The sequence below is a fragment of the Sphingomonas endolithica genome (genome assembly GCF_025231525.1).
GTDB lineage: Bacteria > Pseudomonadota > Alphaproteobacteria > Sphingomonadales > Sphingomonadaceae > Sphingomonas > Sphingomonas endolithica.
Window position 1 is genome coordinate 3,361,018 of sequence record NZ_CP103057.1, and the last position, 24,713, is coordinate 3,385,730.

Below are 24,713 nucleotides of genomic sequence, written 5' to 3' on the forward strand. Positions count from 1 at the left end.
GAGTCGATCACATGAAGATGTCGGTCCGCGAAGCCCGCGCCAATTTCGCCCATGCGCTGGACGCCGCGGAGCGCGGTGAACAGGTGTCGATCACCCGCAACGGCAAGACGGTCGCCGAACTGGGGCCCCCACCGAAGAAAACCGGCTTCGACTGGGAGCGCGCGGCGCGAGTCCGCAAGGAACTCGGGCTCGATAGATACGATGTCATGTCGGATGGCGATGAACGTCTCGGCGACATCGATGACGATTCCGCAAGCCGCGCGTTCTGGGGTGAGTATTTCGAGCGGTCCGATAAAGACGCCGATCCGGCGTGAGGCTACTCCTCGACACACATTTTCTGTCATGGCTGGTGCTGGCGCCGAAGAAGATCCATCGCCGCGAGATGGCGCTGATGGCGCGGAGCGAACTTATCGTGTCAGCGGCGTCGATCCTGGAACTGCGCATCAAACGCGAGAAATTTGCCCTTAGCCGGCATCGGCTCAAGGATCTGCTCGATCCAGCAGAGGCGCTGGATTACATCAGAGGCTACGGCCTAGAACTCGTCCCGCTGACCGGCGATGTCTGTGCCGCAGCACTCGACACGCCGATGCGGCACAGTGATCCGTTCGACGAACTGCTGCTAATCCACGCGCAGTGCCTCGGCGTGAAGCTGCTGACGCGAGATGAAAAACTAATCGATCACCCGCTGGCGATCGCCGCCTAGGCCGAATAACCTTTCAGCTCGTCGCCGATGATGCGCACGACGTGCAGAACGTTGGTCGATCCGGGCGTGCGGAACGGCACGCCGGCGATGACGATCAGGCTGTCGCCCGCCTTCACGATATTGTGCCGTAGTGCCATGCGCTTGGCCTTGGCGACCATTTCCTCGAACGATTCGACATCCTTGGTGTGCACCGCATGCGTGCCCCAGAGCAGCCCCAGGCGGCGCGCGGTCTCGATGCGCGGCGTCAGCACCATCAGCGGAACGCCCGGCCGCTCACGCGCCACGCGCCTGGCGGTCGAGCCCGACGACGTGAAGCACACGATCGCCTTGGCGGCGACCGTCATGGCGATGTTCTTGGCCGCCTCGGCCAGCGCGTCAGCAGTGGTCGGGTCGGCGCGGGTGATGGTGAAATGCACCCGGTCGCCATGCGTCGGATCGCCCTCCACCGAATTGCCGATCGAGTTCATCATCGCGACCGATTCGATCGGCCACGCACCAGCGGCGCTTTCCGCCGACAGCATGATCGCGTCCGCACCATCATAGATCGCGGTCGCCACGTCGGACACTTCCGCGCGCGTCGGCGATGGGGAGACGATCATGGATTCCAGCATCTGCGTCGCCACCACCACCGGGCGGCCGAGCCGGCGCGACACCTCGACGATGCGCTTCTGCAGCGGCGGCACCGTCTCTGGTGGCAGCTCGACACCGAGATCGCCACGCGCGACCATCACGCCGTCGCATTGCTCGATAATCTCTTCCAGCCGGTCGATCGCCGAGGGCTTCTCGATCTTGGCCAGCAACGCCGCCTCGCCGCGGATGAGCGTACGCGCCTCGGCCAGATCCTCCGGCCGTTGCACGAAGCTGAGGGCAATCCAGTCGACCCCCTGATCGACCGCAAAGGCGAGATCGCTGCGATCCTTGGGCGTCAGCGCGGCCATCGGGATGACCACGTCGGGCACGTTCAGCCCCTTGTTGTTCGACAGCGGCCCGCCGACTTCGACGCGCGTGACGATCCGGTCGACGTCATGCTCGGTCACCCGCAACACCAATTTGCCGTCGTCGAGCAGCAGCCGGGCATGGGGCTCGATCGCCGCGAAGATCTCCTTGTGCGGCAGCTCGACACGCGTCGCGTCGCCCGGCGTCGGGTCGCGATCGAGCGTGAAGGTGCTGCCGGTGACCAGCTCCACCTTGCCGCCGTCGAACTTGCCGACGCGCAGTTTCGGGCCCTGCAGATCGGCCAGGATCGTGGTCGGCCGGCCATAGATCTTCTCCAGGCCGCGGATCGCCTGGATCACCGCGACCTTCGATTCCTGGTCGCCATGGCTCATGTTAACGCGGAAGGCATCGGCGCCTGCCTCGAACAATTTGCCGATCATCTCGGGCGTGCTGCTTGCCGGGCCCAACGTCGCGAGAATGCGCACTTTCCGCGAACGGGGGCTGATCGCCTTGGTCATCGTCGTTTTCATCCTGCAGAGGCGTCTTGCAGCCCCGGCTCTAAAGGCTATCTCCGCTCGATCAACCTTGGAGACGATAAAATGGCAACGCTGGACATGATCGACGACAAGGTTGCCGCCGCTGCGTTCCGCCGACTGGTCACGCACCTGCGCCACCGCGACGATGCCGAGAATATCGACCTGATGGGGCTGGCCGGCTTCTGCCGCAATTGCCTGTCCGAATGGGTCGAGCAGGCGGACGGATCGCTCAGCCGGGAAGAAGCGCGCGAGGCGATCTACGGCATGCCGTATGCGCAGTGGAAGGCGCAGCACCAGGCCGACGCGACCCCCGAACAACTCGCGCGCATGGCGGAGAGCATGAAGAAGAACCCGGTCTGACCTTGCGCAAGGCTGTTCCCCGGCGAAGGCCGGGGCCCAGTAGCGAAGGTAGATGTAACGACGCGCGGCGCTAGCCAAATGCCGCCGCGCGACTGGACCCCAGCCTCCGTCGGGGAACTGCCGTACAGCGGCGCGCTTGACCCACTCCTCCGACCGCGCGACACCGACGCCAACAGGGGAGCAACACACATGAAATTCGGCATGCTCGCAGCCATCGCGCTGCTCACGGGAACCGCCGCCGGCGCACAGACCACACCGGCGCCAACCACCCAAAAATCGACCATCACCTACATCCACGCCGGCACGCTGCTCGATCGCCCGGGTGACAAGCCGCGCGGTAACAGCACGATCATCGTCCGCGACGGCACCATTGCCGAGATCCGCGACGGTTTCGCCCCGCCCGAGGCAGGCGCCACCCTGGTCGATCTCTCGCGCAAGTTCGTCCTGCCCGGGCTGATCGATGCGCACGTCCATCTGTTCGGGATCGGCGGCGATCCCAAGCGGGCGCGGCTCGAGGCGCTGAACCGCGATCGGTTCGACGACATGATGACCGCGGTTGCCAACGCCAAGGTCACGCTGGATGCCGGCTTCACCTCGGTCCGCGATCTCGGCGGCGATCCGCGCGGCGTGCGATCGCTGCGCGACGCGATCGACCGCGGCGATGTGGAAGGCCCGTCGATCACTAATGCCGGGCAGATGATCTCGGTCACCGGCGGGCATGGCGACGAAGGCAACGGTCTGGCCGAAGCCTATGCCGATGCGGTGCACGCGACCGAGATCAACCTGTGCGATGGGCCGGACGATTGCCGCCGCGCCGTGCGCGCACAGATCGGCCTGGGCGCCAAGGTGATCAAGTTCGCCGCGACGGGCGGCGTCCTGTCCAACGTCGCCGGCGGCCTCGGCAAGGCGATGACGCTGGAGGAGATGAAGGCGATCGTCGAGACCGCGCACGCAATGGGCCGCAAGGTCGCCGCGCACAGCCACGCCGCCGACGGCACGCGCGCCGCATTGGAGGCCGGCGTCGACTCGATCGAGCACGGCACCTTCCTGGATGATCCCGCGATCGCCTCCTTCAAGGCGCATGGCGCCTATCTCGTCCCGACGATGATGGCGCCGCTCGCGGCGCTCGCCCAGGCGCGCAGCGGCGCGCTGCCGGCCGCGACCATTCCCAAGGCCGAAGCGGCCGCCGCGGCGATGCTCGCCAGCCACCGCCGCGCCATTGCCGCCGGGGTGAAGATCGCCTTCGGCACCGATACCGGCGTCTCCAGGCATGGCGACAATGCCCAGGAATTCGCGCTGATGGTGGCGGCCGGGATGACCCCGATGCAGGCGATCCGCGCTGCCACCGTCGGCGGCGCCGACCTGCTCGGACGCGACGATGTCGGCACGCTCGCGGCCGGCAAGAGCGCAGACATCATCGCCGTCGGCACATCGCCGCTCAGCGATGTGCGAGCGCTGGAGCATGTCGATTTCGTGATGCACAAGGGTGCGGTCGCGCTGTCGCGATAAGACGCCATCGTGCGGTTGAGCGCGCGGCCCGAACCGCCTAGAGGCTCTGCCCAACCCCAATTCGGAGACCATGATGAGTGACGTTATCGGCGCGGAGCAGTTGCGCCTTCTGATCGAGCGGATCGAGCGCCTGGAAGAAGAGAAGAAGGGCATCGCCGACGACATCAAGGACGTCTACGCCGAATCGAAATCGAACGGCTACGATACCAAGACGATGCGTGCGATCGTCCGCCTGCGGCGCATGGAGAAGCATCACCGCGACGAGGCCGAGGCGTTGCTCGAGACCTACAAGGCGGCACTCGGGCTGGCCTGAACCACGGAGCCGCGCGCATGGACCATCGCATCGCCGATCTCGCCCAGCATCTGCTCGGCAAACCCGGCCATGCGCTGGACGAGGAGGAACGCCGCGTCCTGCTCGGCATCGAAACGGGCACGGTGGGCGCGCGCGACGCGGCGGACGTGGCGGACGAGCGCGCCAGCTTCGGCGAACGCCTGTCCGATCGTGTCGCCGCGATCGGCGGGTCGTGGGGCTTCATCACCGCGTTCACGATCGTGCTGTTCGGCTGGATGCTGCTTAACTCGAACGTGCTCGCGAAGATCGGCGCCGCGTTCGATCCTTACCCGTACATCTTCCTCAACCTGATGCTCTCGACGCTGGCGGCGGTGCAGGCGCCGATCATCATGATGAGCCAGAACCGCGCGTCGGCCAAGGATCGCGTCGCCGCCAGCCTGGACTATGAGACCAACCTGCGCGCCGAGCTCGACATCCTGCGGTTGCACCAGAAAATGGACGCCGAGGTCATCGCGCGCCTCGCCCGGCTGGAGGCAAAGCTCGACGGGTTGGCATCCGCCCCGCCACAGGGCTAAGAGCGGCCAGCACAAAACTCCCCGAAGAGAGCATCATGGCAGGCCATTCCAAGTTCAAGAACATCATGCACCGCAAGGGTGCGCAGGATAAGAAGCGCTCGTCGCTCTTTTCCAAGCTCAGCCGCGAAATCACCGTTGCCGCCAAAATGGGCCTGCCCGATCCGGACATGAACCCGCGGCTGCGCATGGCGGTCAACGCGGCCAAGGCGGCGTCGCTGCCCAAGGACAATATCCAGCGCTCGATCGACAAGGCATCGCGCGGCGATGCCGAGACCTATGAGGAGATCCGCTACGAGGGCTTCGGCCCGGGCGGCGTGTCGCTGATCATCGAGGCACTGACCGACAACCGCAACCGCACCGCGACCAACGTGCGCACCGCCGTTGCCAAGAATGGTGGCAATCTCGGCGCCGGCGGCTCGGTCAGCCATGCCTTTGATCGCCTGGGCTTGATCAACTATCCGATCGGCGCAGGGGATGCCGATGCCGTGTTCGAAGCGGCGCTGGAGGCTGGTGCCGACGATGTAACGTCGAGCGAGGATGGCCATGAAATCTGGACCTCCAACGAATCGCTGCACGAAGTCGTCAAGGCGCTCACGCCCGTGCTGGGCGAACCCGACGGCGCGAAGCTCGCCTGGCGCCCGCAGATCATGGTCGATGTGGCGGAAGGCGATGCCGCGACCTTGTTCAAGCTGCTCGACACGCTCGACGACGACGACGACGTCCAGACCGTCTGGGGCAATTACGAAATCTCCGACGAGGTGATGGAGAAACTGGGTTGAACCTTAACTCCTCCCCGGAACGGGGAGGGGAACCATTCGGCTTCTTCAGCCGAATGGTGGAGGGGGGCCTCCCGAAGCGCAACCGTCGCGTTGCCGGCCCACCCCCTCCGTCAGCCTTGCAGGCTGCCACCTTCCTGTTCCGGGGGGGATCGCGATGATCATCCTCGGGCTCGACCCCGGGCTCGGCACCACCGGCTGGGGCCTGATCCGCGCCGAGGGCAACCGCCTGTCGCACCTCGCCAATGGCAAGCTGAAGACCGACACCACCGCTCCGCTTGCCCGTCGCCTGGCCCATCTCGACACGATGATCGCCGCGCTGATCGCGGATCACGATCCGCAGGGCGCAGCGGTTGAGGAGGTGTTCGTCAACGCCAACCCGCAATCCACGCTCAAGCTGGCGCACGCCCGCGGCGTCGCCTTGTGCGCGGTGGCGCGCGGCGGGATCGAGCCGGGCGAATATGCCCCGCGACTGGTCAAGAAGGCGGTCGTCGGCACGGGGGCTGCCGAAAAGGCGCAGGTCCACGCCATGGTCGCGCGGCTGCTGCCTGGCGTGAAGATCGACGGCGCGGATGCCGCCGATGCGCTGGCTGTGGCGATCTGTCACGCGCACCACATGGCGAGTGCGCGGCGCATTCCCTGAATTCGCTTTCCTACTGCGCGTTGTTCCTGTTACGTACCAGGCATGTCGACCCATGCGCCGAACATCGCCGATCGCCCGTTGCCACACCGCCGCCCGCCGCCGGTCGGCGGCACGAGGCTGGCTCGACATTGGCGTTCGTCATTCAACCGGCCGGTTGAAAAACGGCGTTCATCATTCAACCGGTCGGGTGATCATTTGTGTCCGTCATTCAACCGCTCGGTTGACGGTGTGCCGGAAAAGGGCGGATTAGCGTCCCTCCGGCCAGCGCCAACCTTGCGCGCGCCGCAACCTACTCAACATTCGCGCAGCGTTTGGATGCCCCACCAAACGCGTTCGTGCCTGAAGTTACCCAACATGGGCGCGGGGTGCCGGCGATGATCGCGCACCTCAAGGGCATCCTCAGCGCGACCGATATCGATCATGCGGTAATCGATGTCGGTGGCGTCGGCTATCTCGTCGGCGCCTCGTCGCGCACGCTGTCGGCGATCGGGCCGGTGGGCGAGGCGTGCATGGTGCATACCGAGATGTTGGTGGCGGAGGATTTCATCCGCCTGGTCGGCTTCGCCACCGCCGCCGAGCGCGACTGGTTCCGCTTGCTCACCGGCGTGCAGGGCGTCGGCGCTCGCGTGGCGCTCGCAATCCTTTCCGCGCTCGAACCCGCCGATCTCAGTCGCGCGATCGCCGCGCAGGACAAGGCCATGGTCGCGCGCGCCAATGGCGTCGGCCCCAAGCTCGCCGAACGTATCGTGCGCGAATTGAAGGACAGGATAGGCGCAGTGTCGATCGGCACCCCCGGTGCCGTGGCGCCAAGCGGTGCCGGCGCTGACGCCGTCTCGGCCATGCTCAACCTAGGCTTCCGCCCGGCCGAGGCAAACGCCGCCGTCGCCGCGGCAGAAGAGGAACTGGGCGCCGGCGTCACCCTCGACGCGTTGGTGCGACTGGCGCTCAGGAAGGCGGCGAAGTGAGGTCGATCATCTTGAAGGCGCTGGCCTGCGAAGTTGCAAAGGATATATTGCGTCCATGACCCAGCTCTCGATCTCCATGCCGCCCGCATTGCAGACCTGGGTGGACACGCGTTTGTCGGAGGGCAGCTATGCCGATGCCGCCGATTATCTGCGTGATCTCGTACGCCGCGATCAGGCGGAGGCATCTGGCGACCGGCAGTGGCTCAAGGCGATGATCGACGAGGGGATGGCATCCGGCGTTATTGATCGGGACCCTCGAGATGTGCTCGACGAGATCATCGACGAGGACCCCGACCTTCGTGCCTAGCGCACGGGTTGCACCATCGGCGCAGAACGACCTCCGGAATATTCGTATCTACAGCAAATCGGCCTTCGGCGCGGCAGCCGCCCGCGGCTACTTGCTGGGATTGCGCGATGCCTTTGCGGCAATTACCGAGCGCCCGCTGATCGGCACTTCCGAGGGCGACTTGGGCGAGGGCGTGCGCAGTTTCGCCTACCGATCGCACCGCATCTATTATCGTCTCGACCAAGCGGGCGTTTTGGTCGTTCGTATCCTGCATTACGCCAGAGACGTGCCACGTGCCATGAGTACTCTTCGTGACTGACACCGACCGCATCATCACACCCGCCCGCACGCCCGAAGACGTGGATGCCGCGCTCCGTCCCAAGAACCTCGACGATTTCGTCGGGCAAAAGGCGGCGCGTGAAAACCTGCGCGTGTTCATTGCCGCCGCCAAGGCGCGGGGCGATGCGCTGGATCACGTGCTGTTCTTCGGCCCGCCCGGTCTCGGCAAGACCACGCTGGCGCAGATCGTCGCCCGCGAGATGGGCGTCGGCTTCCGTGCCACCTCCGGCCCGGTGATCGCCAAGTCGGGCGATCTCGCCGCGTTGCTCACCAATCTCGAGGATGGCGACGTGCTGTTCATCGATGAGATCCACCGCCTCGCACCGGCGGTCGAGGAAGTGCTGTACCCGGCGATGGAGGACCGCGCGCTGGATCTGATGATCGGCGAAGGGCCGTCGGCACGCAGCGTGCGGATCGATCTGCCGCGCTTCACGCTCGTCGGCGCGACGACACGGCAGGGGCTGCTGACTACACCGCTGCGCGACCGCTTCGGCATCCCCGTGCGGCTGCATTTCTACACCGTCGACGAACTGGAACGCGTGGTAACGCGCGCAGCCAGCCTGCTCGGCCTCGCCATTTCGCGCGACGGGGCGCATGAAATCGCCCGCCGCTCCCGCGGTACGCCGCGCATCGCCGGCCGGCTGCTGCGCCGGGTGCGCGATTTTGCGCACGCAGCGGGCCATGATCTGGTCGATGCCAAGGCGGCGGATAGCGCGCTCAACCGGCTGGAGGTCGATTCGCTTGGGCTCGACGCGATGGATCGGCGCTATCTCATGATGATCGCCGATATCTATCGCGGCGGCCCGGTCGGCGTGGAGACGATGGCGGCGGGGCTGAGCGAGCCGCGCGACACGATCGAGGAAGTGATCGAGCCCTATTTGATCCAGCTCGGCCTGGTCGCGCGGACGGCGCGCGGGCGCTGCCTCAACGCGGTCGGTTGGAAGCATCTCGGGCTCAACCCCCCCGCGGGCAGCCAGGAAGGACTATTCGATGTCTGATCACGGGCGCGCCTTGGCCGCGGAACAGAATTGCTTTTGGGGCTATGTTATGGCCCGACTTCGTTCAACCTGCTAGCCAGCGCCCATGCCATCCGCCGTCGCCTCCGCCCGTGAAATCCTCGTCCGCCTGCACGACGTGATGGCGTCGCGCACGCAAGCGCAGGCCAAACTGAACGCCGTCGTCGGCATCGTCGGCGAGGCGATGTCGAGCGAGGTCTGCTCGATTTACCTGCTGCGCGACGGCGTGCTCGAACTCTACGCCACGCGCGGGCTGGCGCAGGAAGCGGTGCACGTCACCACCTTGGCCTTGGGCGAGGGGCTCGTCGGCACGATCGCGCAAGCCGGCGAGACGCTCAACCTAGACGAGGCGGCGAGCCACCCCGATTTCGCCTATAAGCCTGAGACCGGCGAGGAGAAGTTCCACAGCTTCGCCGGCGTGCCGATCATCCGGCGCGAGCGTTCGGTCGGCGTGCTCTGCGTACAGCATGCCGAGCCCCACAAATATGCCGATGTCGAGATCGAGGCGCTGCAGACCGTGGCGATGGTGCTGTCCGAACTGATCGCCAACGCCGATCTGGTCGATGCCAGTGCCGCCGCCTCGCTCCGCCCGCAATCGACCGCGCCCACGCGCATCCCGGGGTTGAAGCTCGTCGAGGGCATGGCCAGCGGCTATGCCGTCTATCACCAGCCGCGCGTGACGATCGAGCATACTGTCGCCGAGGATACCGAGGCCGAGCGCCACCGCGTCTATGCCGCATTCGACAAGATGCGCGAGCAGATCGAGCGGATCGCCTCCCAGGCGGAATTCGGCGTCGGCGGCGAGCATGACGAGGTGCTGCAGACCTACAAGATGTTCGCCTATGACGAGGGCTGGGCACGACGGATCAACGAGGCGATCGATTCCGGCCTGACCGCCGAAGCCGCGATCGAGCGCGTCCAGCAGCGCACCCGCGCCCGCATGCGCCAGATCGACGATCCGTTGCTCGCCGACCGCATGCACGATCTGGAGGATCTGGCGAACCGCTTGCTGCGCATCGTCTCCGGGCAGATGGGTACCGCGGCGCAAGGCGGCTTGCGTCAGGACACGATCCTGATCGCCCGCAATCTCGGGCCGGCCGAGTTGCTCGAATATGATCGTCGCCGGTTGAAGGGCGTCGTGCTGGAGGAAGGATCGCTGACCGCGCACGTCACGATCGTGGCGCGGGCAATGGGCGTGCCGGTGCTGGGGCGTCTGAAGGGCGTACGCCGGGCGATCGCCGAGGGCGATCTGCTGCTGCTCGACGTGACCGCGGGCAATGTCTTCGCGCGGCCCTCGCCGGCGATGGAAGAGGCGTTCGAGACCAAGCTGCAGCTGCGCCAGCAGCGCCGGGCGGTGTTCGCGGCGCTAAAGAACGAACTGCCGGTCACCAAGGACGGCCACCGCGTGACCGTGATGGTCAATGCCGGCCTGCGCGACGATGTCGCCGCGCTCGACGTTACCGGCGCCGACGGCATCGGGCTGTTCCGCACCGAATTCCAGTTCCTCGTCTCCGCCACCTTGCCGGCCAAGGCGCAGCAGCAGCGCCTCTACCGCGAAGTCCTGGATGCGGCCGGCGACCGCCCGGTGATCTTCCGCACCGTCGATATCGGCGGCGACAAGGCCTTGCCCTATCTCAACAAGCATGACGGGGACGAGGAGGAGAACCCGGCGATGGGCTGGCGCGCGCTGCGCGTTGCGCTCGACCGCGACGGTCTGATGAAGGTGCAGGCGCGCGCCTTGTTGGAGGCGGCGGCGGGTCGCACGCTGAACGTCATGTTCCCGATGGTTTCCGAACCCTGGGAATTCGACGAGGCGCATGCTTTGTTCGAGGCGCAGCGCGAGTGGATGCGTGTGCGCGCCAAGCGATTGCCGGCCGAGATCCGCTACGGCGCGATGTTGGAAGTGCCGGCGCTCGCCGAAATGCTCGACGTGCTGCTGCCGCGGCTTGACTTCCTGTCGATCGGCACCAACGATCTGACGCAGTTCCTGTTCGCCGCAGACCGTGCCAACCCGCGCCTCGCCGAGCGCTACGACTGGCTGAGCCCGTCGATCCTGCGCTTTCTCGCGCGCGTCGTCACGCCGGTACATGCGGCCGGCAAGCAGCTTGCGGTGTGCGGTGAAATGGGTGGCCGTCCGCTGGAGGCGATGGCTCTGATCGGTCTGGGCATCGATCGCCTGTCGATCACGCCGGCGGCGGTCGGGCCGATCAAGGCTATGGTCCGCTCGTTGGATCATGGCGCGATCGTCGCGCATATGCGCACGCTGCTGGCAGACCCGCCGCGCGACATGCGCGCCAGCCTGACCGCCTGGGCAGGCGACCAAGGCGTCGAACTGGCGTAGGCGCGTGATGATTGGCGCTGCTCGGGCGTTGACACAAGGCGGCCGCTTTGTGAGACACGCTTGAGATACGCAGGCAAAAACGGCCGTAACATTCCTGCCGGAGACTGACATGACCGATCCCGTCCCGGCAGAGGATGCGACCTTGTTCCCCAAGACGGCGGGTGAACGCCTGCGCGAGGCTCGCGAGGCGCAAGGCCTGTCACTTTCCGAGATTGCCGCGCGCACCCGCGTGCCGCTGCGCCAGCTGGAAGCGATCGAGACCAACAATTTCACCGGACTGCCATCGGTGACCTATGCGGTCGGCTTCGCCAAGGCCTATGCCCGCGCGGTCGGCATGGACGAAGTGGCGATCGCCCGCGAAGTGCGTTCGCAAAACGATCTCGGCGTGCAGCGCACCGAATATGAGCAATACGAGATCAAGGAGCCGTCGCGGACTCCGTCCGGCGGTGTCGTGCTGGCAACGTTGGCGGTGCTGGCGGTGCTGTTGATCGCCATGGCGCTGTGGTTCGGCACCAACCTGTTCCGTGGCCAGGAGGAAGCGGCCCCTACCGCGGTCACCACCAACGAGTTCGCGCCACCCGAGCAGAGTGCTGCGCCAGCACCGGTGGCGCCGCAGGGCGGGCAAGTGGTGCTGACCGCAACCGACGAGGTGTGGCTGCGCGTCTATGATGCGACGGGCAAGACGCTGTTCCAGAACACGCTGAAATCGGGCGATCGTTACGAAGTGCCGGCCGATGCCAATGGCCCGCTGATCAATGTCGGACGACCGGACAAATTACAGGTGACGATCAACGGCTCGGCCGTACCGCCGCTCGGCAGCGGGCGCGTGGCGATCAAGGATGTCGGCATCAGCGCGACGGCATTGCAGGCGCGGAGTGCAACGGGCGCTCCAGCTGCGGCGCCAATTGTCCCTGCGGCAACGACGGCGCAGCAGGGCGCCCGCACGTCCTCCGACAGTCGCAGCACGGTGCCGGCGGCATTTCGCAATGGTCAATCGACCACGACGGCGCCAAGCGACAGTGCGCCCGTCGTCACGCGCCCAGGTGGCGGTTCGCCGGCAGAGGTCGCCCCGGTACCCGCGCCAGGCGCCGCGCCGGCGACCGCTCCTTAAGGCTGGCGACAGGATGACCATGTCAGCTATAGCATCCTATTCCTGTCACCGGGGGGGGTGTGATGCGTATCTGTCCGACCATGTTCTTTATCCTGCTCGGCACCGCGGCGGTGCCTCATCTGGCGCACGCCCAAGGCAACGTCGAGGTCCGCGTCGATCGGCTCGAGGGGCAGATGCGTGCGGTACAGCGCAAAGTGTTCCCGGGCGCTAACGGCAAGCTGATCGAGCCCGACATTTCCGGCCAGGAGGCCGTCGGCGATACCCGCGGCACACCATCGGGCAGCGCCGTGACCGACCTGACCGCCAGGGTCGATGCGCTCGAATCGCAGCTGAGTTCGCTGACCGGGCAGATCGAACAGAACCAATTCAAGCTCCGCCAAATGGACGAGGGCTTCACTGCCTATAAGCGCAGCACCGACGCACGGCTGAAGGCGCTGGAAGACGGCAGGTCGACGGGCGGAACGAGCTTTGGCGGCGGCGACGAACCCGCGCCGATCGCATCGTCGCGCCCCAGCACGGCCAGGCCCACGACACGGCCGACGCCCTCCGGCACGGTGCCCAGCCGTGCTACGCCGCCGCCGGTATCCTCGACGCGCGACCCGGCCCGTGCGCAGCAGGTGGCGGCAATCGAGAAACCCTCGACCGGTGACGATGGCGAGGATGCGTACAATTACGGCTACCGCCTGTGGGAAGCAAAGTTGTATCCCGAGGCAGAGGCGCAGTTCCGATCCATACCCAAGGATTTTCCCAACCATCGCCGCGTCAGCCGTGCGCAGAACATGCTTGGCCGGGCGCTGCTCGACAGCGGCAAGCCGAACCTCGCGGTGCTCGCCTTCTACGATAACTACCGCACGCTGCCCAAGGGCGACCGCGCGCATGAGAGCCTCTATTATCTCGCACAGGCGCTGACGCAGCTGAAGAAGCCGGCAAGCGAGATCTGCAAGGTGTATGACGAGCTGACCGACGTCTATCCGGACAAATTGTCGGACGCGATGAAGACCGGCGTGGCGCGCGGCCGTGCCGCACAGAAGTGCGGGAAGTGACGCCGCGGACGGCGTGACGGATGCCTTGACCGTCGATCGGTTCCGGGCCGACTTGACCGCGTCCCTCGGCCGGCCGGTCGTGACGGCGGACCGCATCGGCATCGCGGTATCAGGCGGGTCGGACAGCATGGCCCTGCTCACGCTTGCCGCGGCGGCATGGCCTGGCCAAGTGATTGCCGCAACGGTCGATCACGGCCTCCGGCCTGAAGCCGCCGACGAAGCGGCGATGGTCGCCGCATTCTGCAGCGCCCTTCCGCGTTCGCCGGCGGCGGCCGAAGTCCCGTCGGAACGGGTTGCTGACGAAGCGGAGGCCGGTGTTCCCCATGCTACGCTGAAACCGGCCACGCCGCTCGGCACAGCCAATCTGCAGGCGGTGGCACGGGAGGCCCGCTACACCCTTCTCACCAAATGGGCGCGCCGACATGGTGCTACCATCCTTGCCACGGCGCATCATGCCGATGACCAGGCCGAAACATTCCTGATGCGCGCGGCGCGCGGCTCCGGGCTGTCGGGCCTGGCAGCGATCCGCCCGCGGCGGCCGCTCGACCACGGTATCACCCTCCTCCGGCCGCTGCTCGGCTGGCGCGGCATCGAGTTGCGCCAACTAGCGACGGAGTGGCGGCTGCCGTTCGTCGATGATCCCAGCAACAGCAGCGATCGCCATGACCGCACGCGCTTCCGCGCGCTGCTCGATCAGACGCCCTGGCTCGATCCCGCGCAACTCGCCCGTTCGGCAGGTTACCTTCTCGAAGCCGATGGCGATCTGCGGGCGATCGAGGCATGGCTGCTGCAGGAGAGATCGGTGGCCGCGAAGACCGGCGAGTTGGCGATAGATGTCAGCGGCCTGCCGCGCGACCTGTGCCGGCGGCTGGCAAAGAGCGGCATCGCAATGGTTCGCGATGCGGGGCTGTGCATCGATTCTCCCGGACACCCTGCCGGCAATATTGAGCCGCTGCTCGACGCGCTGGCTGTCGGCAAATCCGCGACCCAGGCCGGCGTAATGGTCTCTGCGACAGGGAATATCTGGCTTTTCAGGCCCGCTCCGCCCCGCCGGCCGACCTGAGCAGCGCAATCTCCATTCTGTTCCATTGCCATTAACCTGCGCTTGCCTATCTTGGTGGAGACGAAAGGTACGATCACACCCATGAACGACAACGAGAAGCAGCCTGGCCAGGACGGCAGCGGCCCCAACCCTTGGATGAAGAGCCTCCTCATCTGGGTTGGCATCCTCCTCGCATTGGCGCTGTTCGTGACGATGTTCGATGCGCCCAACCGCCAGGCGGCAGGCAGCGCGATCGCCTATTCCACGTTCCTGGACAAGGTCGAGGAAGGCAGCGTTAAGGAGGTGAACGTCGCGGGTGAAGTGATTTCGGGTACGCTCACCAACGATACCAAGTTCAAGACCTATGCCATGCCCGACCCGCAGCTGACCGACAGGTTGCGCGCGAAAAGCGTGGTGATCACGGCCAAGCCCGAGGAAGGCCCGTCGATCTGGCAATATATGCTGGTTCAGGCGCTGCCGTTCCTGCTCTTCCTTGGCATCGCCTTCTTCGTGTTGCGGCAGATGCAGAAAAATTCCGGTTCGGGTGCGATGGGGTTCGGCAAGAGCCGCGCGAAGATGCTGACGCAGAAGGAAGGTCGTGTGACCTTTGCCGATGTGGCGGGCATCGACGAGGCGCGTGAGGAGCTGGAGGAGATCGTCGAGTTCCTGAAGGATCCGACCAAGTTCGCGCGACTGGGCGGCAAGATCCCCAAGGGTGCGTTGCTGGTGGGCTCGCCCGGTACCGGCAAGACCTTGCTCGCTCGTGCCATTGCCGGCGAAGCGGGCGTGCCGTTCTTCACCATTTCGGGTTCGGATTTCGTCGAGATGTTCGTCGGCGTCGGCGCGAGCCGCGTGCGCGACATGTTCGAACAGGCCAAGAAGTCGGCACCGTGCATCGTCTTCATCGACGAAATCGACGCGGTCGGCCGCCATCGTGGTGCCGGTCTCGGCAACGGCAATGACGAGCGCGAGCAGACGCTGAACCAGCTGCTGGTCGAGATGGACGGGTTCGAGGCGAACGAAGGCATCATCATCATCGCCGCGACCAACCGCCCCGACGTGCTCGATCCTGCCTTGCTGCGCCCGGGTCGCTTCGATCGTCAGGTCGTGGTGCCGCGGCCCGACATCGAGGGCCGGATCAAGATCCTCGAAGTGCACATGAAGAAGACGCCGTTGGCCCCCGATGTCGACTCGCGCGTCATCGCTCGCGGTACGCCTGGCTTCTCGGGTGCGGATCTCGCAAACCTGGTCAACGAGGCCGCGCTTACCGCCGCTCGTAAGGGCAAGCGGCTGGTGGCGATGGCTGAGTTCGAGGAAGCCAAGGACAAGGTCATGATGGGCGCCGAGCGCCGGTCGATGGTCATGACCGAGGAAGAGAAGCGCATGACTGCCTATCACGAGGCCGGCCATGCGATCGTCTCGATCCACGAACAGGCATCGGATCCGATCCACAAGGCGACGATCATCCCGCGCGGTCGCGCACTGGGCATGGTGATGCGTTTGCCTGAGCGCGACTCGTACAGCTATCATCGCGACAAGATGTACGCGAACCTGGCGGTGGCGATGGGTGGCCGCGTGGCGGAAGAGGTGATCTTCGGCTACGACAAGGTATCGAGCGGCGCCTCATCGGACATCCAGTATGCCACGAGCCTGGCACGCGACATGGTCACCCGCTGGGGCATGTCGGATGCGGTCGGCCCGGTCGAATATGGCGAGCCACAAGGCGAGAGCTTCCTGGGTTATTCCTCGGGCCCGCAGGCGCGGATGTCGAACCAGACCGCCGAGCTGATCGACGGCGAGATCAAGCGTATCGTCGAGGGCGGGCTCAACCGGGCCAAGGATCTGCTGTCGACGCATCTCGACCAGTTGCATCTGCTGGCCGAGGCTTTGCTCGAGTATGAGACGCTATCGGGTGACGAGATCAAGTCGCTGATTGCAGGCGATCAGATCGACCGTAACACCGGTACGAAGACCCCGACGGTGCCGACCGGTGGCACGTCCATCCCAAAGACACGGCGCCCCAAGGGGCCGTTTGGCACACCTAGTCCGCTCGGCGCCTGATCGCTCATCACCGGTTCAGCCCGGCAGCAATAACTCTCCCGCCAGATGATTGCGGGAGGGTTTTGCTTATGAAGCGGACAAGTATCTTGATGGCCGCAATGCTGGCGCTGACTGCGTCGCCCGCGATAGCGGCAGCTCCGCGCATGACGGTGCAGACCTTCCTCACCAAGGTCGCGGCACTGAAGCAGAAGGGCATGATGGCGCTGTTCTCGCCCGACGTCAGCTTGATCAAGGCGGAGGCGAAGACCGCGACCGTCGAGCTCAAGGCCGAAGCGAAGGCGCGGGAGGCAGCCGGTAAGCCGCCGATCGCCTGCCCGCCCAAAGGCGGTCAGAACAAGATGAGCAGCACCGAATTCGTTAAAGCGATGGAGACGATCCCGGTAGCGGAACGCGGGATGAGCTTCAAGGATGGGCTGTCGCGGGTGATCGTGGCCAAATATCCCTGCCGTCGCTGAGTTGGCGGCAGTTCAGCCGGTAAGCCCCAGTCCCAGCGCGAGTAGCAGCACCACGAACGCGATCAGCGCCAGCCAGGCGAAGACCAGCAAGGCGATCATTCGCCACAGGGCAGATCGCTTGCGCAAGCGATAGGCACCACGCAACTGCGCGAACATGTGTACCGGCGGCACCAGGGCGATCAGCCAGCCGAACAGCCAACCGGGCGCGCCGATCGTCGCCAGCAGGTTGAGCACCACGACCAGCCCCATCATGAATGCCAGGGAATAGGTGACGAAGATCGCGTGATCGTACATCCGATAGCTCCGCCGCCACAGGAACAGCAGCGCGACGAATGGCGTCGATATCGGGATAAGCGCCCAACTGTATTTGTAGGCGCTGGACTGCAGCTTGTAGAGCATCAGCCCCGGATTGGCGTTGGCTTTGGCAATGCCATGGTCGAGCTTTGCCCAGCCGGTCTTCATGTTGGTAAAGGTAAATTCCTGGTCGCCGATCGAGGATGACGACATGGCATGCCGTGCCGTTTGCAGGCCCTTCACCTCGGATCGGAGTTTGGCGATAGTGTCGGGCGCGCCGTCCGACGTGGATGGCCGCGGGATCGCTTCGGCCGCGGCAAGCTTTGCGCGGGTCTCAGCAAGATTCTGGTCGATGTTCTTGAGCGCGGCAGCACGCACCAGCGGCGGCATGCCCCTATCGATATCCCCGCTGAAAGTGTGCAGCGTGGCGAACATCAGGAACACGGTGAACAGGAACAAGGCGAGCGGCGAGACGAAGCGTGCGCGCTCGCCGGCAATGTAGCGGCGGGTGAGGGCGCCCGGGTGCAGCACCAGCATCGGCAAGGTGCGCCAGATCTTGCCCTCGAAGTGAAATACGCCGTGCAGCAGATCGTGCCCGATCGAGCCCAGCGTGCGATGTACGTGCTCGCTCTGCCCGCAAGCGTGACAATAATCGCCGATCAACGCCGTCCCGCAATTGAGGCACAAGCCATGGCCATGGCCATGCGCCGAGCGAACGCCGCCGTGCGGCTCGACCGCACGGCCAAGCAGGATCCCCGTGGCGACGTCGCCGGCTGCGTCGATTTCCCCCGTCATCGGTGTGACGATTATCATCGCCCCGCCAGAAAGCGATAGGGTCTTTGGCGATGCCAGCGTGCGTGATAGCAGATGCGGCATGAGCGCGCCGATCGATCCGTCAGCCCTGATCGCCGATATGGGCGGGCGCGCCCGCGCCGCCTGTGCTGCGGTTGCGGCGCTGTCGCCGATGGCGCGGAGCAGTGGCCTGGCCGCCGGTGCAGACGCCCTGCGCCGGGCCGCGCCTGACATTCTGGACGCGAACCGGCGGGACATGGCGCATGGCGCAGAGATCGGGCTGTCGCGTGCCATGCTCGATCGGCTGATGCTGGACGAAGGTAGGATCGAGAACATGGCGGCCGGGGTTGCGGCGATTGCCGCGCTGCCCGACCCTGTCGGCACAATCATCGACGGTAGCGCGCGTCCGAACGGCTTGCTGCTGTCGCGTGTGCGTGTGCCGATCGGAGTGATCGGTATCATCTACGAGAGCCGTCCCAACGTGACGGCCGATGCCGCGGCCTTGTGCGTGAAGGCGGGCAATGCAGTGATCCTGCGCGGTGGATCGGAAGCACAGCACAGCAATCGCGCGATTCATGCCGCGTTGGCCGCTGGACTTGTCGAAGCAGGCCTGCCCGCCGACATCACGCAATTGGTGCCGACCACCGATCGTGCCGCGGTGGGCGCATTGCTGGCGGCGGATGGGATGATCGACCTCATCGTGCCGCGCGGCGGCAAGAGCCTGGTCGCCCGCGTCCAGGCCGAAGCGCGTGTGCCCGTGCTCGCGCATCTCGACGGCATCAACCACGTCTATGTCGATCGCTCGGCAGACGCGAGCATGGCTGAGGCGATCGTCGTTAATGCAAAGCTGCGTCGCACGGGCGTATGCGGCGCGATGGAAACGTTGCTGATCGACCGCGATTATCCTCATGCAGCGGCATTGGTGGCGGCACTGGCGGCGGCCGGGTGCGAGATCCGCGGCGATGCCGCAGTGCGCGCTATCTCTCCCGATGTCGGACCGGCCGACGACCGCGATTGGGATACCGAATATCTCGACGCGATTGCCTCGGTCGCCATCGTCGATGGCGTGGAGGCCGCAATGGCGCACATCGCGGCGCACGGATCGCACCACACCGACGCCATCATCGCCAGCGACGAGCGCGTGGCGGAACGCTTCCTGGCGGCGGTCGACAGTGCGATCGTGTTGTGGAACGCCTCGACCCAGTTCGCCGATGGCGGCGAGTTCGGGCTGGGCGGCGAGATCGGCATCGCCACCGGCCGCCTGCATGCGCGCGGACCGGTCGCGTTGGAAGGGCTGACGACCTACAAATGGGTCGGGCGAGGCACCGGCCAGGTGCGACCCTGAAACGAATCGGCCTGCTCGGCGGCTCGTTCAATCCCGCACATGACGGCCACCGGGCGATCAGCCTGGCGGCGATCCGCGCACTGGGGCTGGACGAAGTGTGGTGGCTGGTGTCGCCGGGCAATCCGCTGAAGGAAGGCGTGGCGGACATGGCGCCATACGCCGTCCGACTTTCCTCGGCGCGGGCGATGAGCCGGCGTGCGCCGATCCGTCCCACCGATATCGAAGCGCGGCTCGGCACGCGCTACACCGTGGATACGCTCCGCAAGCTCGTCCGCCGCTATCCCGATGCGCGCTTCATCTGGTTGATGGGCGGGGACAATCTCGCCCAGTTGCACCGCTGGCGCGACTGGCGCGGGATCGCGCGCACGATGCCGATTGCGGTTATCGCGCGTCCGGGCTATGAGCATGCTGCCCGCGCGGCTCCCGCGATGGGTTGGTTCCGGCGCTGGCAGCGACCGCCGAACCAGGCAAAGAGCTGGACGATGTGGAGAGTGCCGGCACTCGTGCTGTTGCGGTTCCGCCCCGACCCGACCTCCGCGACTGCCGCGCGCAAGGCCGACCCCGCTTGGGCAAAGCGGTTTCGCCTGCATCCACCCCGTCCATAGGAATAGTCTTGGCCTCATCTTCCCCCGTCATCCGCGCAACCGATCCCGAGGAAGTGGACGCGCTGCACAAGCTGATCCTGTCCTCGCTGGACGACGATCAGGCAGTCCAGACGATCTCGATCCCGCTCGCGGGCAAATCCAGCATCGCCGATTTCATGGTCATCGCCAGTGGGCGATCGACCCGCCAGGTGGCATCGATGGCGCAGAAGCTGCAGGAGCGGATCAAAGGCGAGCTCGGCCGTTTTACGCGCGTCGAGGGGTTGCCGACGGCGGATTGGGTGCTGATCGATGCCGGCGACGTCATCGTCCACCTGTTCCGGCCCGAGGTGCGCAGCTTCTACAATCTGGAGCGGATGTGGGCGTTCGGCGATGCGCCCGAGGCACCGCAGGAGCCACGCATGGCGCACCCGGCCGACGACTCTGACGATTCCGACGACTGAGCCTTGCTGCTCCACATCGTTGCGCGGGGGCGGATCGGGCGCAGTCCCGAGGCCGACCTGGTCGAGCGATATTTGAAGCGGGTCACCTGGCCCACGCGGGTGACGGAATTGCCCGACACCGGCGGCAAGATGCCGGATCTCGCGCCGAACATCCGTATCGTCATGCTCGACGAAACCGGCGAGATGTTGCCGTCCAAGGCGTTTGCCGAAAAGCTCGGCCGCTGGCGTGACGATGGCGTGCGCGAGACAAGGTTCATGATCGGCGCAGCCGATGGCTTCGACGACGCGGATCGGCAGGGTGCGGACCTGCTGCTGTCCTTCGGACGGGCGACCTGGCCGCACATGCTGGCGCGGGCGATGCTCGCCGAACAATTGTGGCGCGCGGCCAGCATCCTGTCGAACCATCCCTACCACCGGGAGGGCTAGGCGCTTGGCTGGGCGGGTACGACGCTGGGCTGTAGCCGCCGCGGCGCTTGGCCTGACATGCGTCGGCGCATCCGCCCCCGCCCAGGACCAACGGCAGCGGCTGGCCGCCGCCAAGGCGCAGTCGGCCGCCGCCGCCGCCCGCTCCGCGGCGCTCGAACGGCAAGCGGCGGGCGAACGCGACCAGGCGCGTCAGGCGCGGGCGCAGGAGGCGGCGATCGCCGCGCGTATCCAGGGTGCGGCGGCGGATATCGCTGCGGCGCAGGCCCGGCTCGACATCATCCGGCAGCTGATCGAGCGGCAGCGCACCATGCTCGATCAGCGCCAGGGGCCGGTCGTGCGCCTGGTCGCGGCGTTGCAATCGCTGGCGCGCCGTCCTGCGCTGATTAGCATCGTCCAACCGGGATCGGTCACCGACATCGTCCATGTTCGCGCCGTGCTCGCCAACACGCTGCCGTTGATCCGCGCACGCACCGCCGACGTTCGCGCCGACCTCGCCCGCGCGCGTGCGCTGCAGGCCGATGCGGCGCTGGCGGCGCGAACGCTCGCCGCGGCGCGGGACGATCTTGGCGCACAGCGTCTGGCGCTCACCCGGCTCGAGGCTGAGCACCGCGAGCGCTCCCGCATGCTGGGGCGGAACGCATTGTTCGAATCCGACCGGGCGATCGCGCTTGGCGAACGCGCCCGCGACATCGTGGACCTGATGGACGACCTGGGCGACCAGTCGGCCACCAGGCAGTCGCTGCAATCGCTCGCCGGTCCGCGGCCCCGTCCCGCGCAATTGGGGGAGCTTGCCGCGCCCGGCGACACGGTATCGTGGACCGCGGCGTCACCGCCCTATCGGCTGCCGGTGGGCGGGCGGGTCGTCACGGGGCTAGGCGAACTGTCGAGCGCCGGCGTGCGCTCGCGTGGGCTGACGCTGGCGACCGGCGCGGGTGTGGCGATCGTCGCCCCGGCGGCAGGCCGGATTGCCTATGCCGGGCCGTTCCGCGGCTACGGCAACATCCTGATCATCGATCATGGTCAGGGATGGACATCGTTGGTGATCGGGCTTGCCGCGACGTCGGCCAAGGTTGGCATGAGCGTGCGTCAGGGCGCGGTGATCGGGCGCGCGGGGGGGGGTGAAGATCCCCGTATCACGGTGGAATTGCGCCGCCATGGCCGGGCGGTCGACATGACCCCGCTCATCGGCTGATCATGCTCATCTCCGGTTCACGCGGTGCGCGCTTTGATCGCGCCCGATAACCCGCTAGAGTTGGCGCAACAGCTCTACAACCTTCAGTCTCGTTTGCGTGGAACACCGAAATGGCTCGTCCCTTTATCCAGGCCACTGCGATCGCCGCGGTCCTCGCCCTCGTCCCCGCGGGCACTGCGGCGATGGCGCAGGTCGACAGTAATGCGTACCGCGAGCTCGATCAGTTCATGGACGTGTTCGCCCGCGTCAAGGCGACCTATGTCGACAAGGTAGACGACAAGACGCTGATCAAGGGCGCGATCGACGGCATGCTGGCCGCGCTCGACCCGCACAGCGCGTTCGAGAGCGGGCTCGACTATGACAATCTGCGCATTCAGACACAGGGCAGCTATGGCGGCCTGGGCCTGACCGTCACGGCGGAGGACGGCGCGGTGAAGGTGATCTCGCCGCAGGAGGATTCGCCGGGGTATCGCGCCGGGATCAAGTCGGGCGACTATATCACGCATATCGACGGCAAGCTGATCTACGGCCTGACGCTGGACGAGGCGATCACGCAGATGCGCGGTCCCCCCGGCAGCAAGATCGCCATCACCATCGTTCGCCCCGGCCGCGACAAGCCGATCGAGCTTGCCATGGTGCGCGAGAAGATCGTGCAGAAACCGGTCAAGTGGGAAGTCAAGAACGGCATCGGCATCCTCAACATCAACACCTTTTCCGAGAATACCGGCGCGGCCGTGGCGGCGGGGATGATGAGCATCGAGAAGTCGCTGGGCCATCCGCCGCTCGGCTGGATCGTCGACCTGCGCGACAATGGCGGTGGCCTGCGCGACGAGGCGATCAACGTGGCGGACAATTTCCTGAATTATGGCGAGATCGTATCGGAGCGCGGGCGCGAGAAGGGCGATATCGAGCGTTTCTACGCCAAGAGCGGCGATCCCTCGCGCGGGCTGCCGACGATCGTGCTGGTCAATTCCGGCTCCGCCTCGGCATCCGAGATCGTCGCCGGTGCGCTGCAGGATCATCACCGCGCGCTGGTGATGGGCATCAAATCGTTCGGCAAGGGGTCGGTGCAGACCGTGCTCGATCTCGGCAACAACACCGCGCTGCGACTCACCACCTCGCGCTATTACACGCCCTCCGGCCGATCCGTGCAGGAAGGCGGGATCGAACCCGACATCCGCGTGCCGCAGATCACCGATCCCGATTTCAAGACGCGACCCGTGTTCCGCGAGGCCGATCTGCGCCGCCACCTGATCAACGAGGTGAAGGCGGACAATGCCGTGCTGGAGGAAGACACCAAGGACGATCCGCGTTATGCCGGCACGCCCGAGCAGTTGAAGGCCAAGGGCATCGAGGATTTCCAGCTCGATTACGCGCTGAAGACGCTGGGGCGGCTTGGCGCGGCGACGAAGACGGCGGCGAAGTGATGAGAGATGTCGAGGCTCTGTTCCCCGGCGAAGGTCGGGGTCCAGTCGGAAAGGTCGATGTAGGAATGCGCAGCGCCCATGACCGGCCGTGCCGCGACTGGACCCCGGCCTTCGCCGGGGAACAAGGGCTTGGCAGGATGGCAGCCTGATGCGCAGCACTTTCAACACTGCCCGCTTGATTGCGCTTCTCCTGCCCTTGGCGCTGCTCGCCGGGGCCTGGGGGTCGCAGCTGATCGGTCATCTCTACCCGTGCGAGATGTGCCACTGGCAACGCTGGCCGCATTATGCCGCGGTGGTGATCGCCGCCTTGGCCTTCGTGGTGCCGGGCAGGGACGCCAAGCGGATGCTCGTGCTGCTTGCCGCCCTTGCCATCGCGCTGAGCGGGGCGATCGGCGCCTTTCACGCCGGGGTCGAATATCATTGGTGGCAGGGGATTACCGCCTGCACCTCGACGATGGGAGGATCGGGCGGTACGCCGGAGGAAATGCTGGCGCGGATCATGGGTGCGCCGATCATCCGCTGCGACGTCGCGCAATGGACGTTGTTCGGCATCTCGCTTGCCGGGTTCAACGCGATCCTATCGCTGGGTGGCTCGGCGACAATCCTTTATCTGCTGGGACGACGCGCATGACGGGCTGGAAACCGGGTGATCCGAAACGCGCCAGTGGGCCGATGGTCCGCGTCGACCAGGCAGGTGAATTCGGCGCGGTGCGCATCTATGCCGGGCAGCTGGCGGTAATGGGCGATCGCACGCCGGCGGCACGGCAGATTGCCGGCATGGCCGGGCAGGAGGAGCGCCACCGCGCGTTCTTCGATGCGATGATGGCGCGGCGCGGGGTGCGCCCGACATTGCTCGCGCCGATCTGGAACGTCGCTGGCTTTGCACTGGGCGCCGTCACCGCGGCGATCGGCCCGGCAGCGGCGATGGCCTGCACCGTCGCGGTCGAGACGGAGATCGACAAGCATTATGCCGATCAACTCGTCACTTTGGGGGACAGCGACCCCGAGCTATCGGTGGCGATTCTCGATTTCCAGGCCGAAGAGGTCGAGCATCGCGAAGCGGCGCTGGCGGCGGGCGCGGAAACCGCGTTCGCCTATCCGGTGCTCAGCGCCTTTATCCGGCTGGGATGCCGCGTGGCGATCGCCACCGCGCAGCGGATCTGAACATGGTCGACGATCAGGGCAGCCGGCCGATGCCGTGCT

At 66.2% G+C, this 24,713-nt stretch carries 28 protein-coding genes; 26 read left to right on the forward strand and 2 right to left on the reverse strand.

Features of this window, described 5'->3' with window-relative positions; all coding sequences use genetic code 11:
- Window positions 1–17 precede the first annotated feature (17 nt).
- Together NV382_RS15775 and NV382_RS15780 are read left to right on the forward strand one after the other, a co-directional pair.
- The gene (locus tag NV382_RS15775) at window positions 18–314 is read left to right on the forward strand and encodes a type II toxin-antitoxin system Phd/YefM family antitoxin (protein WP_260597661.1); all 297 of its coding nucleotides are present in this window, start codon (window positions 18–20) and stop codon (window positions 312–314) included.
- A complete protein-coding gene (locus NV382_RS15780; RefSeq protein ID WP_260597662.1) occupies window positions 311–703 on the forward strand; it encodes a type II toxin-antitoxin system VapC family toxin in 393 nt (130 codons plus the stop codon). The genes NV382_RS15775 and NV382_RS15780 overlap by 4 nt, the downstream gene beginning before the upstream one ends.
- Here NV382_RS15780 and pyk read toward each other — a convergent pair.
- Window positions 700–2,157: a pyruvate kinase gene (pyk, locus tag NV382_RS15785; protein ID WP_260597663.1), complete on the reverse strand. Its 1,458-nt coding sequence runs from the start codon at window positions 2,155–2,157 to the stop codon at window positions 700–702. The genes NV382_RS15780 and pyk overlap by 4 nt on opposite strands.
- An 81-nt stretch (window positions 2,158–2,238) precedes the next feature.
- Here pyk and NV382_RS15790 point away from each other — a divergent pair, with 81 nt between their 5' ends.
- The 16 genes from NV382_RS15790 (at window position 2,239) to NV382_RS15865 (ending at window position 16,989) form a co-directional block, all read left to right on the forward strand.
- Entirely contained in the window at window positions 2,239–2,535 is a 297-nt protein-coding gene (locus NV382_RS15790) for a DUF1244 domain-containing protein (RefSeq protein WP_260597664.1), read from the forward strand.
- Window positions 2,536–2,736: 201 nt separating this feature from the next.
- Window positions 2,737–4,044 carry a metal-dependent hydrolase family protein gene (locus NV382_RS15795; RefSeq protein ID WP_260597665.1) on the forward strand — a complete coding sequence of 436 codons (1,308 nt, stop codon included), beginning with the start codon at window positions 2,737–2,739 and terminating at the stop codon, window positions 4,042–4,044.
- 73 nt (window positions 4,045–4,117) lie between these two features.
- A complete protein-coding gene (locus tag NV382_RS15800; RefSeq protein ID WP_260597666.1) occupies window positions 4,118–4,357 on the forward strand; it encodes a DUF2312 domain-containing protein in 240 nt (79 codons plus the stop codon).
- A 17-nt stretch (window positions 4,358–4,374) separates the two neighbouring features.
- Entirely contained in the window at window positions 4,375–4,911 is a 537-nt protein-coding gene (locus NV382_RS15805; RefSeq protein WP_260597667.1) for a DUF1003 domain-containing protein, read from the forward strand.
- A gap of 35 nt (window positions 4,912–4,946) precedes the next feature.
- Complete coding sequence (locus tag NV382_RS15810) at window positions 4,947–5,690, forward strand: YebC/PmpR family DNA-binding transcriptional regulator (protein WP_260597668.1); 744 nt, start codon at window positions 4,947–4,949, stop codon at window positions 5,688–5,690.
- A gap of 154 nt (window positions 5,691–5,844) precedes the next feature.
- Window positions 5,845–6,330: a crossover junction endodeoxyribonuclease RuvC gene (ruvC, locus tag NV382_RS15815; protein WP_260597669.1), complete on the forward strand. Its 486-nt coding sequence runs from the start codon at window positions 5,845–5,847 to the stop codon at window positions 6,328–6,330.
- Window positions 6,331–6,704: 374 nt separating this feature from the next.
- Complete coding sequence (ruvA, locus tag NV382_RS15820) at window positions 6,705–7,295, forward strand: Holliday junction branch migration protein RuvA (RefSeq protein WP_260597670.1); 591 nt, start codon at window positions 6,705–6,707, stop codon at window positions 7,293–7,295.
- Between the two features lie 55 nt (window positions 7,296–7,350).
- Entirely contained in the window at window positions 7,351–7,602 is a 252-nt protein-coding gene (locus NV382_RS15825) for a ribbon-helix-helix domain-containing protein (RefSeq protein ID WP_260597671.1), read from the forward strand.
- Window positions 7,595–7,900 (forward strand): type II toxin-antitoxin system RelE/ParE family toxin, encoded by a 306-nt coding sequence (locus tag NV382_RS15830; protein ID WP_260597672.1) that lies wholly within the window; start codon window positions 7,595–7,597, stop codon window positions 7,898–7,900. The genes NV382_RS15825 and NV382_RS15830 overlap by 8 nt, the downstream gene beginning before the upstream one ends.
- Complete coding sequence (ruvB, locus tag NV382_RS15835; protein WP_260597673.1) at window positions 7,893–8,918, forward strand: Holliday junction branch migration DNA helicase RuvB; 1,026 nt, start codon at window positions 7,893–7,895, stop codon at window positions 8,916–8,918. Before NV382_RS15830 ends, ruvB begins: the two co-directional genes overlap by 8 nt.
- Before the next feature lie 85 nt (window positions 8,919–9,003).
- Window positions 9,004–11,277 (forward strand): phosphoenolpyruvate--protein phosphotransferase, encoded by a 2,274-nt coding sequence (ptsP, locus tag NV382_RS15840; RefSeq protein WP_260597674.1) that lies wholly within the window; start codon window positions 9,004–9,006, stop codon window positions 11,275–11,277.
- A gap of 109 nt (window positions 11,278–11,386) precedes the next feature.
- On the forward strand, window positions 11,387–12,388 hold the full coding sequence (locus tag NV382_RS15845; RefSeq protein ID WP_260597675.1) for a helix-turn-helix domain-containing protein: 1,002 nt from the start codon (window positions 11,387–11,389) through the stop codon (window positions 12,386–12,388).
- Between the two features lie 62 nt (window positions 12,389–12,450).
- Window positions 12,451–13,431: a tol-pal system YbgF family protein gene (locus NV382_RS15850; protein ID WP_260597676.1), complete on the forward strand. Its 981-nt coding sequence runs from the start codon at window positions 12,451–12,453 to the stop codon at window positions 13,429–13,431.
- Window positions 13,432–13,558: 127 nt separating this feature from the next.
- Complete coding sequence (gene tilS, locus NV382_RS15855; protein WP_260597677.1) at window positions 13,559–14,494, forward strand: tRNA lysidine(34) synthetase TilS; 936 nt, start codon at window positions 13,559–13,561, stop codon at window positions 14,492–14,494.
- 81 nt (window positions 14,495–14,575) lie between these two features.
- Window positions 14,576–16,534, forward strand: coding sequence for an ATP-dependent zinc metalloprotease FtsH (ftsH, locus tag NV382_RS15860; RefSeq protein ID WP_312026755.1), 1,959 nt, complete (start codon window positions 14,576–14,578; stop codon window positions 16,532–16,534).
- Between the two features lie 89 nt (window positions 16,535–16,623).
- Complete coding sequence (locus tag NV382_RS15865; RefSeq protein WP_260597678.1) at window positions 16,624–16,989, forward strand: hypothetical protein; 366 nt, start codon at window positions 16,624–16,626, stop codon at window positions 16,987–16,989.
- A 12-nt stretch (window positions 16,990–17,001) separates the two neighbouring features.
- On the opposite strand, the gene NV382_RS15870 is transcribed toward NV382_RS15865, so the two are convergent.
- Window positions 17,002–18,096 carry a DUF3667 domain-containing protein gene (locus tag NV382_RS15870; RefSeq protein WP_312026756.1) on the reverse strand — a complete coding sequence of 365 codons (1,095 nt, stop codon included), beginning with the start codon at window positions 18,094–18,096 and terminating at the stop codon, window positions 17,002–17,004.
- Window positions 18,097–18,157: 61 nt separating this feature from the next.
- Between NV382_RS15870 and NV382_RS15875 the strand changes: the two genes are divergently transcribed.
- From NV382_RS15875 to NV382_RS15910, 8 genes are all read left to right on the forward strand, one after another.
- Window positions 18,158–19,420 carry a glutamate-5-semialdehyde dehydrogenase gene (locus NV382_RS15875; RefSeq protein ID WP_260597679.1) on the forward strand — a complete coding sequence of 421 codons (1,263 nt, stop codon included), beginning with the start codon at window positions 18,158–18,160 and terminating at the stop codon, window positions 19,418–19,420.
- Window positions 19,384–20,025, forward strand: a complete 642-nt coding sequence (locus NV382_RS15880) for a nicotinate-nucleotide adenylyltransferase (protein ID WP_260597680.1) — start codon at window positions 19,384–19,386, stop codon at window positions 20,023–20,025. The genes NV382_RS15875 and NV382_RS15880 overlap by 37 nt, the downstream gene beginning before the upstream one ends.
- Before the next feature lie 8 nt (window positions 20,026–20,033).
- Complete coding sequence (rsfS, locus tag NV382_RS15885) at window positions 20,034–20,465, forward strand: ribosome silencing factor (protein ID WP_260597681.1); 432 nt, start codon at window positions 20,034–20,036, stop codon at window positions 20,463–20,465.
- A gap of 3 nt (window positions 20,466–20,468) precedes the next feature.
- Window positions 20,469–20,891, forward strand: a complete 423-nt coding sequence (locus tag NV382_RS15890; RefSeq protein ID WP_260597682.1) for a 23S rRNA (pseudouridine(1915)-N(3))-methyltransferase RlmH — start codon at window positions 20,469–20,471, stop codon at window positions 20,889–20,891.
- Window positions 20,892–20,895: 4 nt separating this feature from the next.
- Entirely contained in the window at window positions 20,896–22,083 is a 1,188-nt protein-coding gene (locus NV382_RS15895; RefSeq protein WP_260597683.1) for a murein hydrolase activator EnvC family protein, read from the forward strand.
- A gap of 110 nt (window positions 22,084–22,193) precedes the next feature.
- Window positions 22,194–23,510, forward strand: coding sequence for a S41 family peptidase (locus tag NV382_RS15900; protein WP_260597684.1), 1,317 nt, complete (start codon window positions 22,194–22,196; stop codon window positions 23,508–23,510).
- A gap of 148 nt (window positions 23,511–23,658) precedes the next feature.
- On the forward strand, window positions 23,659–24,141 hold the full coding sequence (locus NV382_RS15905) for a disulfide bond formation protein B (RefSeq protein ID WP_260597685.1): 483 nt from the start codon (window positions 23,659–23,661) through the stop codon (window positions 24,139–24,141).
- Window positions 24,138–24,674, forward strand: a complete 537-nt coding sequence (locus NV382_RS15910) for a demethoxyubiquinone hydroxylase family protein (RefSeq protein ID WP_260597686.1) — start codon at window positions 24,138–24,140, stop codon at window positions 24,672–24,674. The genes NV382_RS15905 and NV382_RS15910 overlap by 4 nt, the downstream gene beginning before the upstream one ends.
- Window positions 24,675–24,713 lie beyond the last annotated feature (39 nt).

Coding starts and splice junctions, on each gene's coding strand:
- NV382_RS15775 (WP_260597661.1), top strand. CDS start 18: ATGTCGGTCCGCGAAGCCCGCGCCAATTTCGCCCATGCGCTGGACGCC.
- pyk (WP_260597663.1), bottom strand. CDS start 2,157: ATGACCAAGGCGATCAGCCCCCGTTCGCGGAAAGTGCGCATTCTCGCG.
- NV382_RS15790 (WP_260597664.1), top strand. CDS start 2,239: ATGGCAACGCTGGACATGATCGACGACAAGGTTGCCGCCGCTGCGTTC.
- NV382_RS15795 (WP_260597665.1), top strand. CDS start 2,737: ATGCTCGCAGCCATCGCGCTGCTCACGGGAACCGCCGCCGGCGCACAG.
- NV382_RS15800 (WP_260597666.1), top strand. CDS start 4,118: ATGAGTGACGTTATCGGCGCGGAGCAGTTGCGCCTTCTGATCGAGCGG.
- NV382_RS15805 (WP_260597667.1), top strand. CDS start 4,375: ATGGACCATCGCATCGCCGATCTCGCCCAGCATCTGCTCGGCAAACCC.
- NV382_RS15810 (WP_260597668.1), top strand. CDS start 4,947: ATGGCAGGCCATTCCAAGTTCAAGAACATCATGCACCGCAAGGGTGCG.
- ruvC (WP_260597669.1), top strand. CDS start 5,845: ATGATCATCCTCGGGCTCGACCCCGGGCTCGGCACCACCGGCTGGGGC.
- ruvA (WP_260597670.1), top strand. CDS start 6,705: ATGATCGCGCACCTCAAGGGCATCCTCAGCGCGACCGATATCGATCAT.
- NV382_RS15825 (WP_260597671.1), top strand. CDS start 7,351: ATGACCCAGCTCTCGATCTCCATGCCGCCCGCATTGCAGACCTGGGTG.
- ptsP (WP_260597674.1), top strand. CDS start 9,004: ATGCCATCCGCCGTCGCCTCCGCCCGTGAAATCCTCGTCCGCCTGCAC.
- NV382_RS15845 (WP_260597675.1), top strand. CDS start 11,387: ATGACCGATCCCGTCCCGGCAGAGGATGCGACCTTGTTCCCCAAGACG.
- NV382_RS15850 (WP_260597676.1), top strand. CDS start 12,451: ATGCGTATCTGTCCGACCATGTTCTTTATCCTGCTCGGCACCGCGGCG.
- tilS (WP_260597677.1), top strand. CDS start 13,559: ATGGCCCTGCTCACGCTTGCCGCGGCGGCATGGCCTGGCCAAGTGATT.
- ftsH (WP_312026755.1), top strand. CDS start 14,576: ATGAACGACAACGAGAAGCAGCCTGGCCAGGACGGCAGCGGCCCCAAC.
- NV382_RS15865 (WP_260597678.1), top strand. CDS start 16,624: ATGGCCGCAATGCTGGCGCTGACTGCGTCGCCCGCGATAGCGGCAGCT.
- NV382_RS15870 (WP_312026756.1), bottom strand. CDS start 18,096: ATGATAATCGTCACACCGATGACGGGGGAAATCGACGCAGCCGGCGAC.
- NV382_RS15875 (WP_260597679.1), top strand. CDS start 18,158: ATGAGCGCGCCGATCGATCCGTCAGCCCTGATCGCCGATATGGGCGGG.
- NV382_RS15880 (WP_260597680.1), top strand. CDS start 19,384: ATGGGTCGGGCGAGGCACCGGCCAGGTGCGACCCTGAAACGAATCGGC.
- NV382_RS15900 (WP_260597684.1), top strand. CDS start 22,194: ATGGCTCGTCCCTTTATCCAGGCCACTGCGATCGCCGCGGTCCTCGCC.
- NV382_RS15905 (WP_260597685.1), top strand. CDS start 23,659: ATGCGCAGCACTTTCAACACTGCCCGCTTGATTGCGCTTCTCCTGCCC.
- NV382_RS15910 (WP_260597686.1), top strand. CDS start 24,138: ATGACGGGCTGGAAACCGGGTGATCCGAAACGCGCCAGTGGGCCGATG.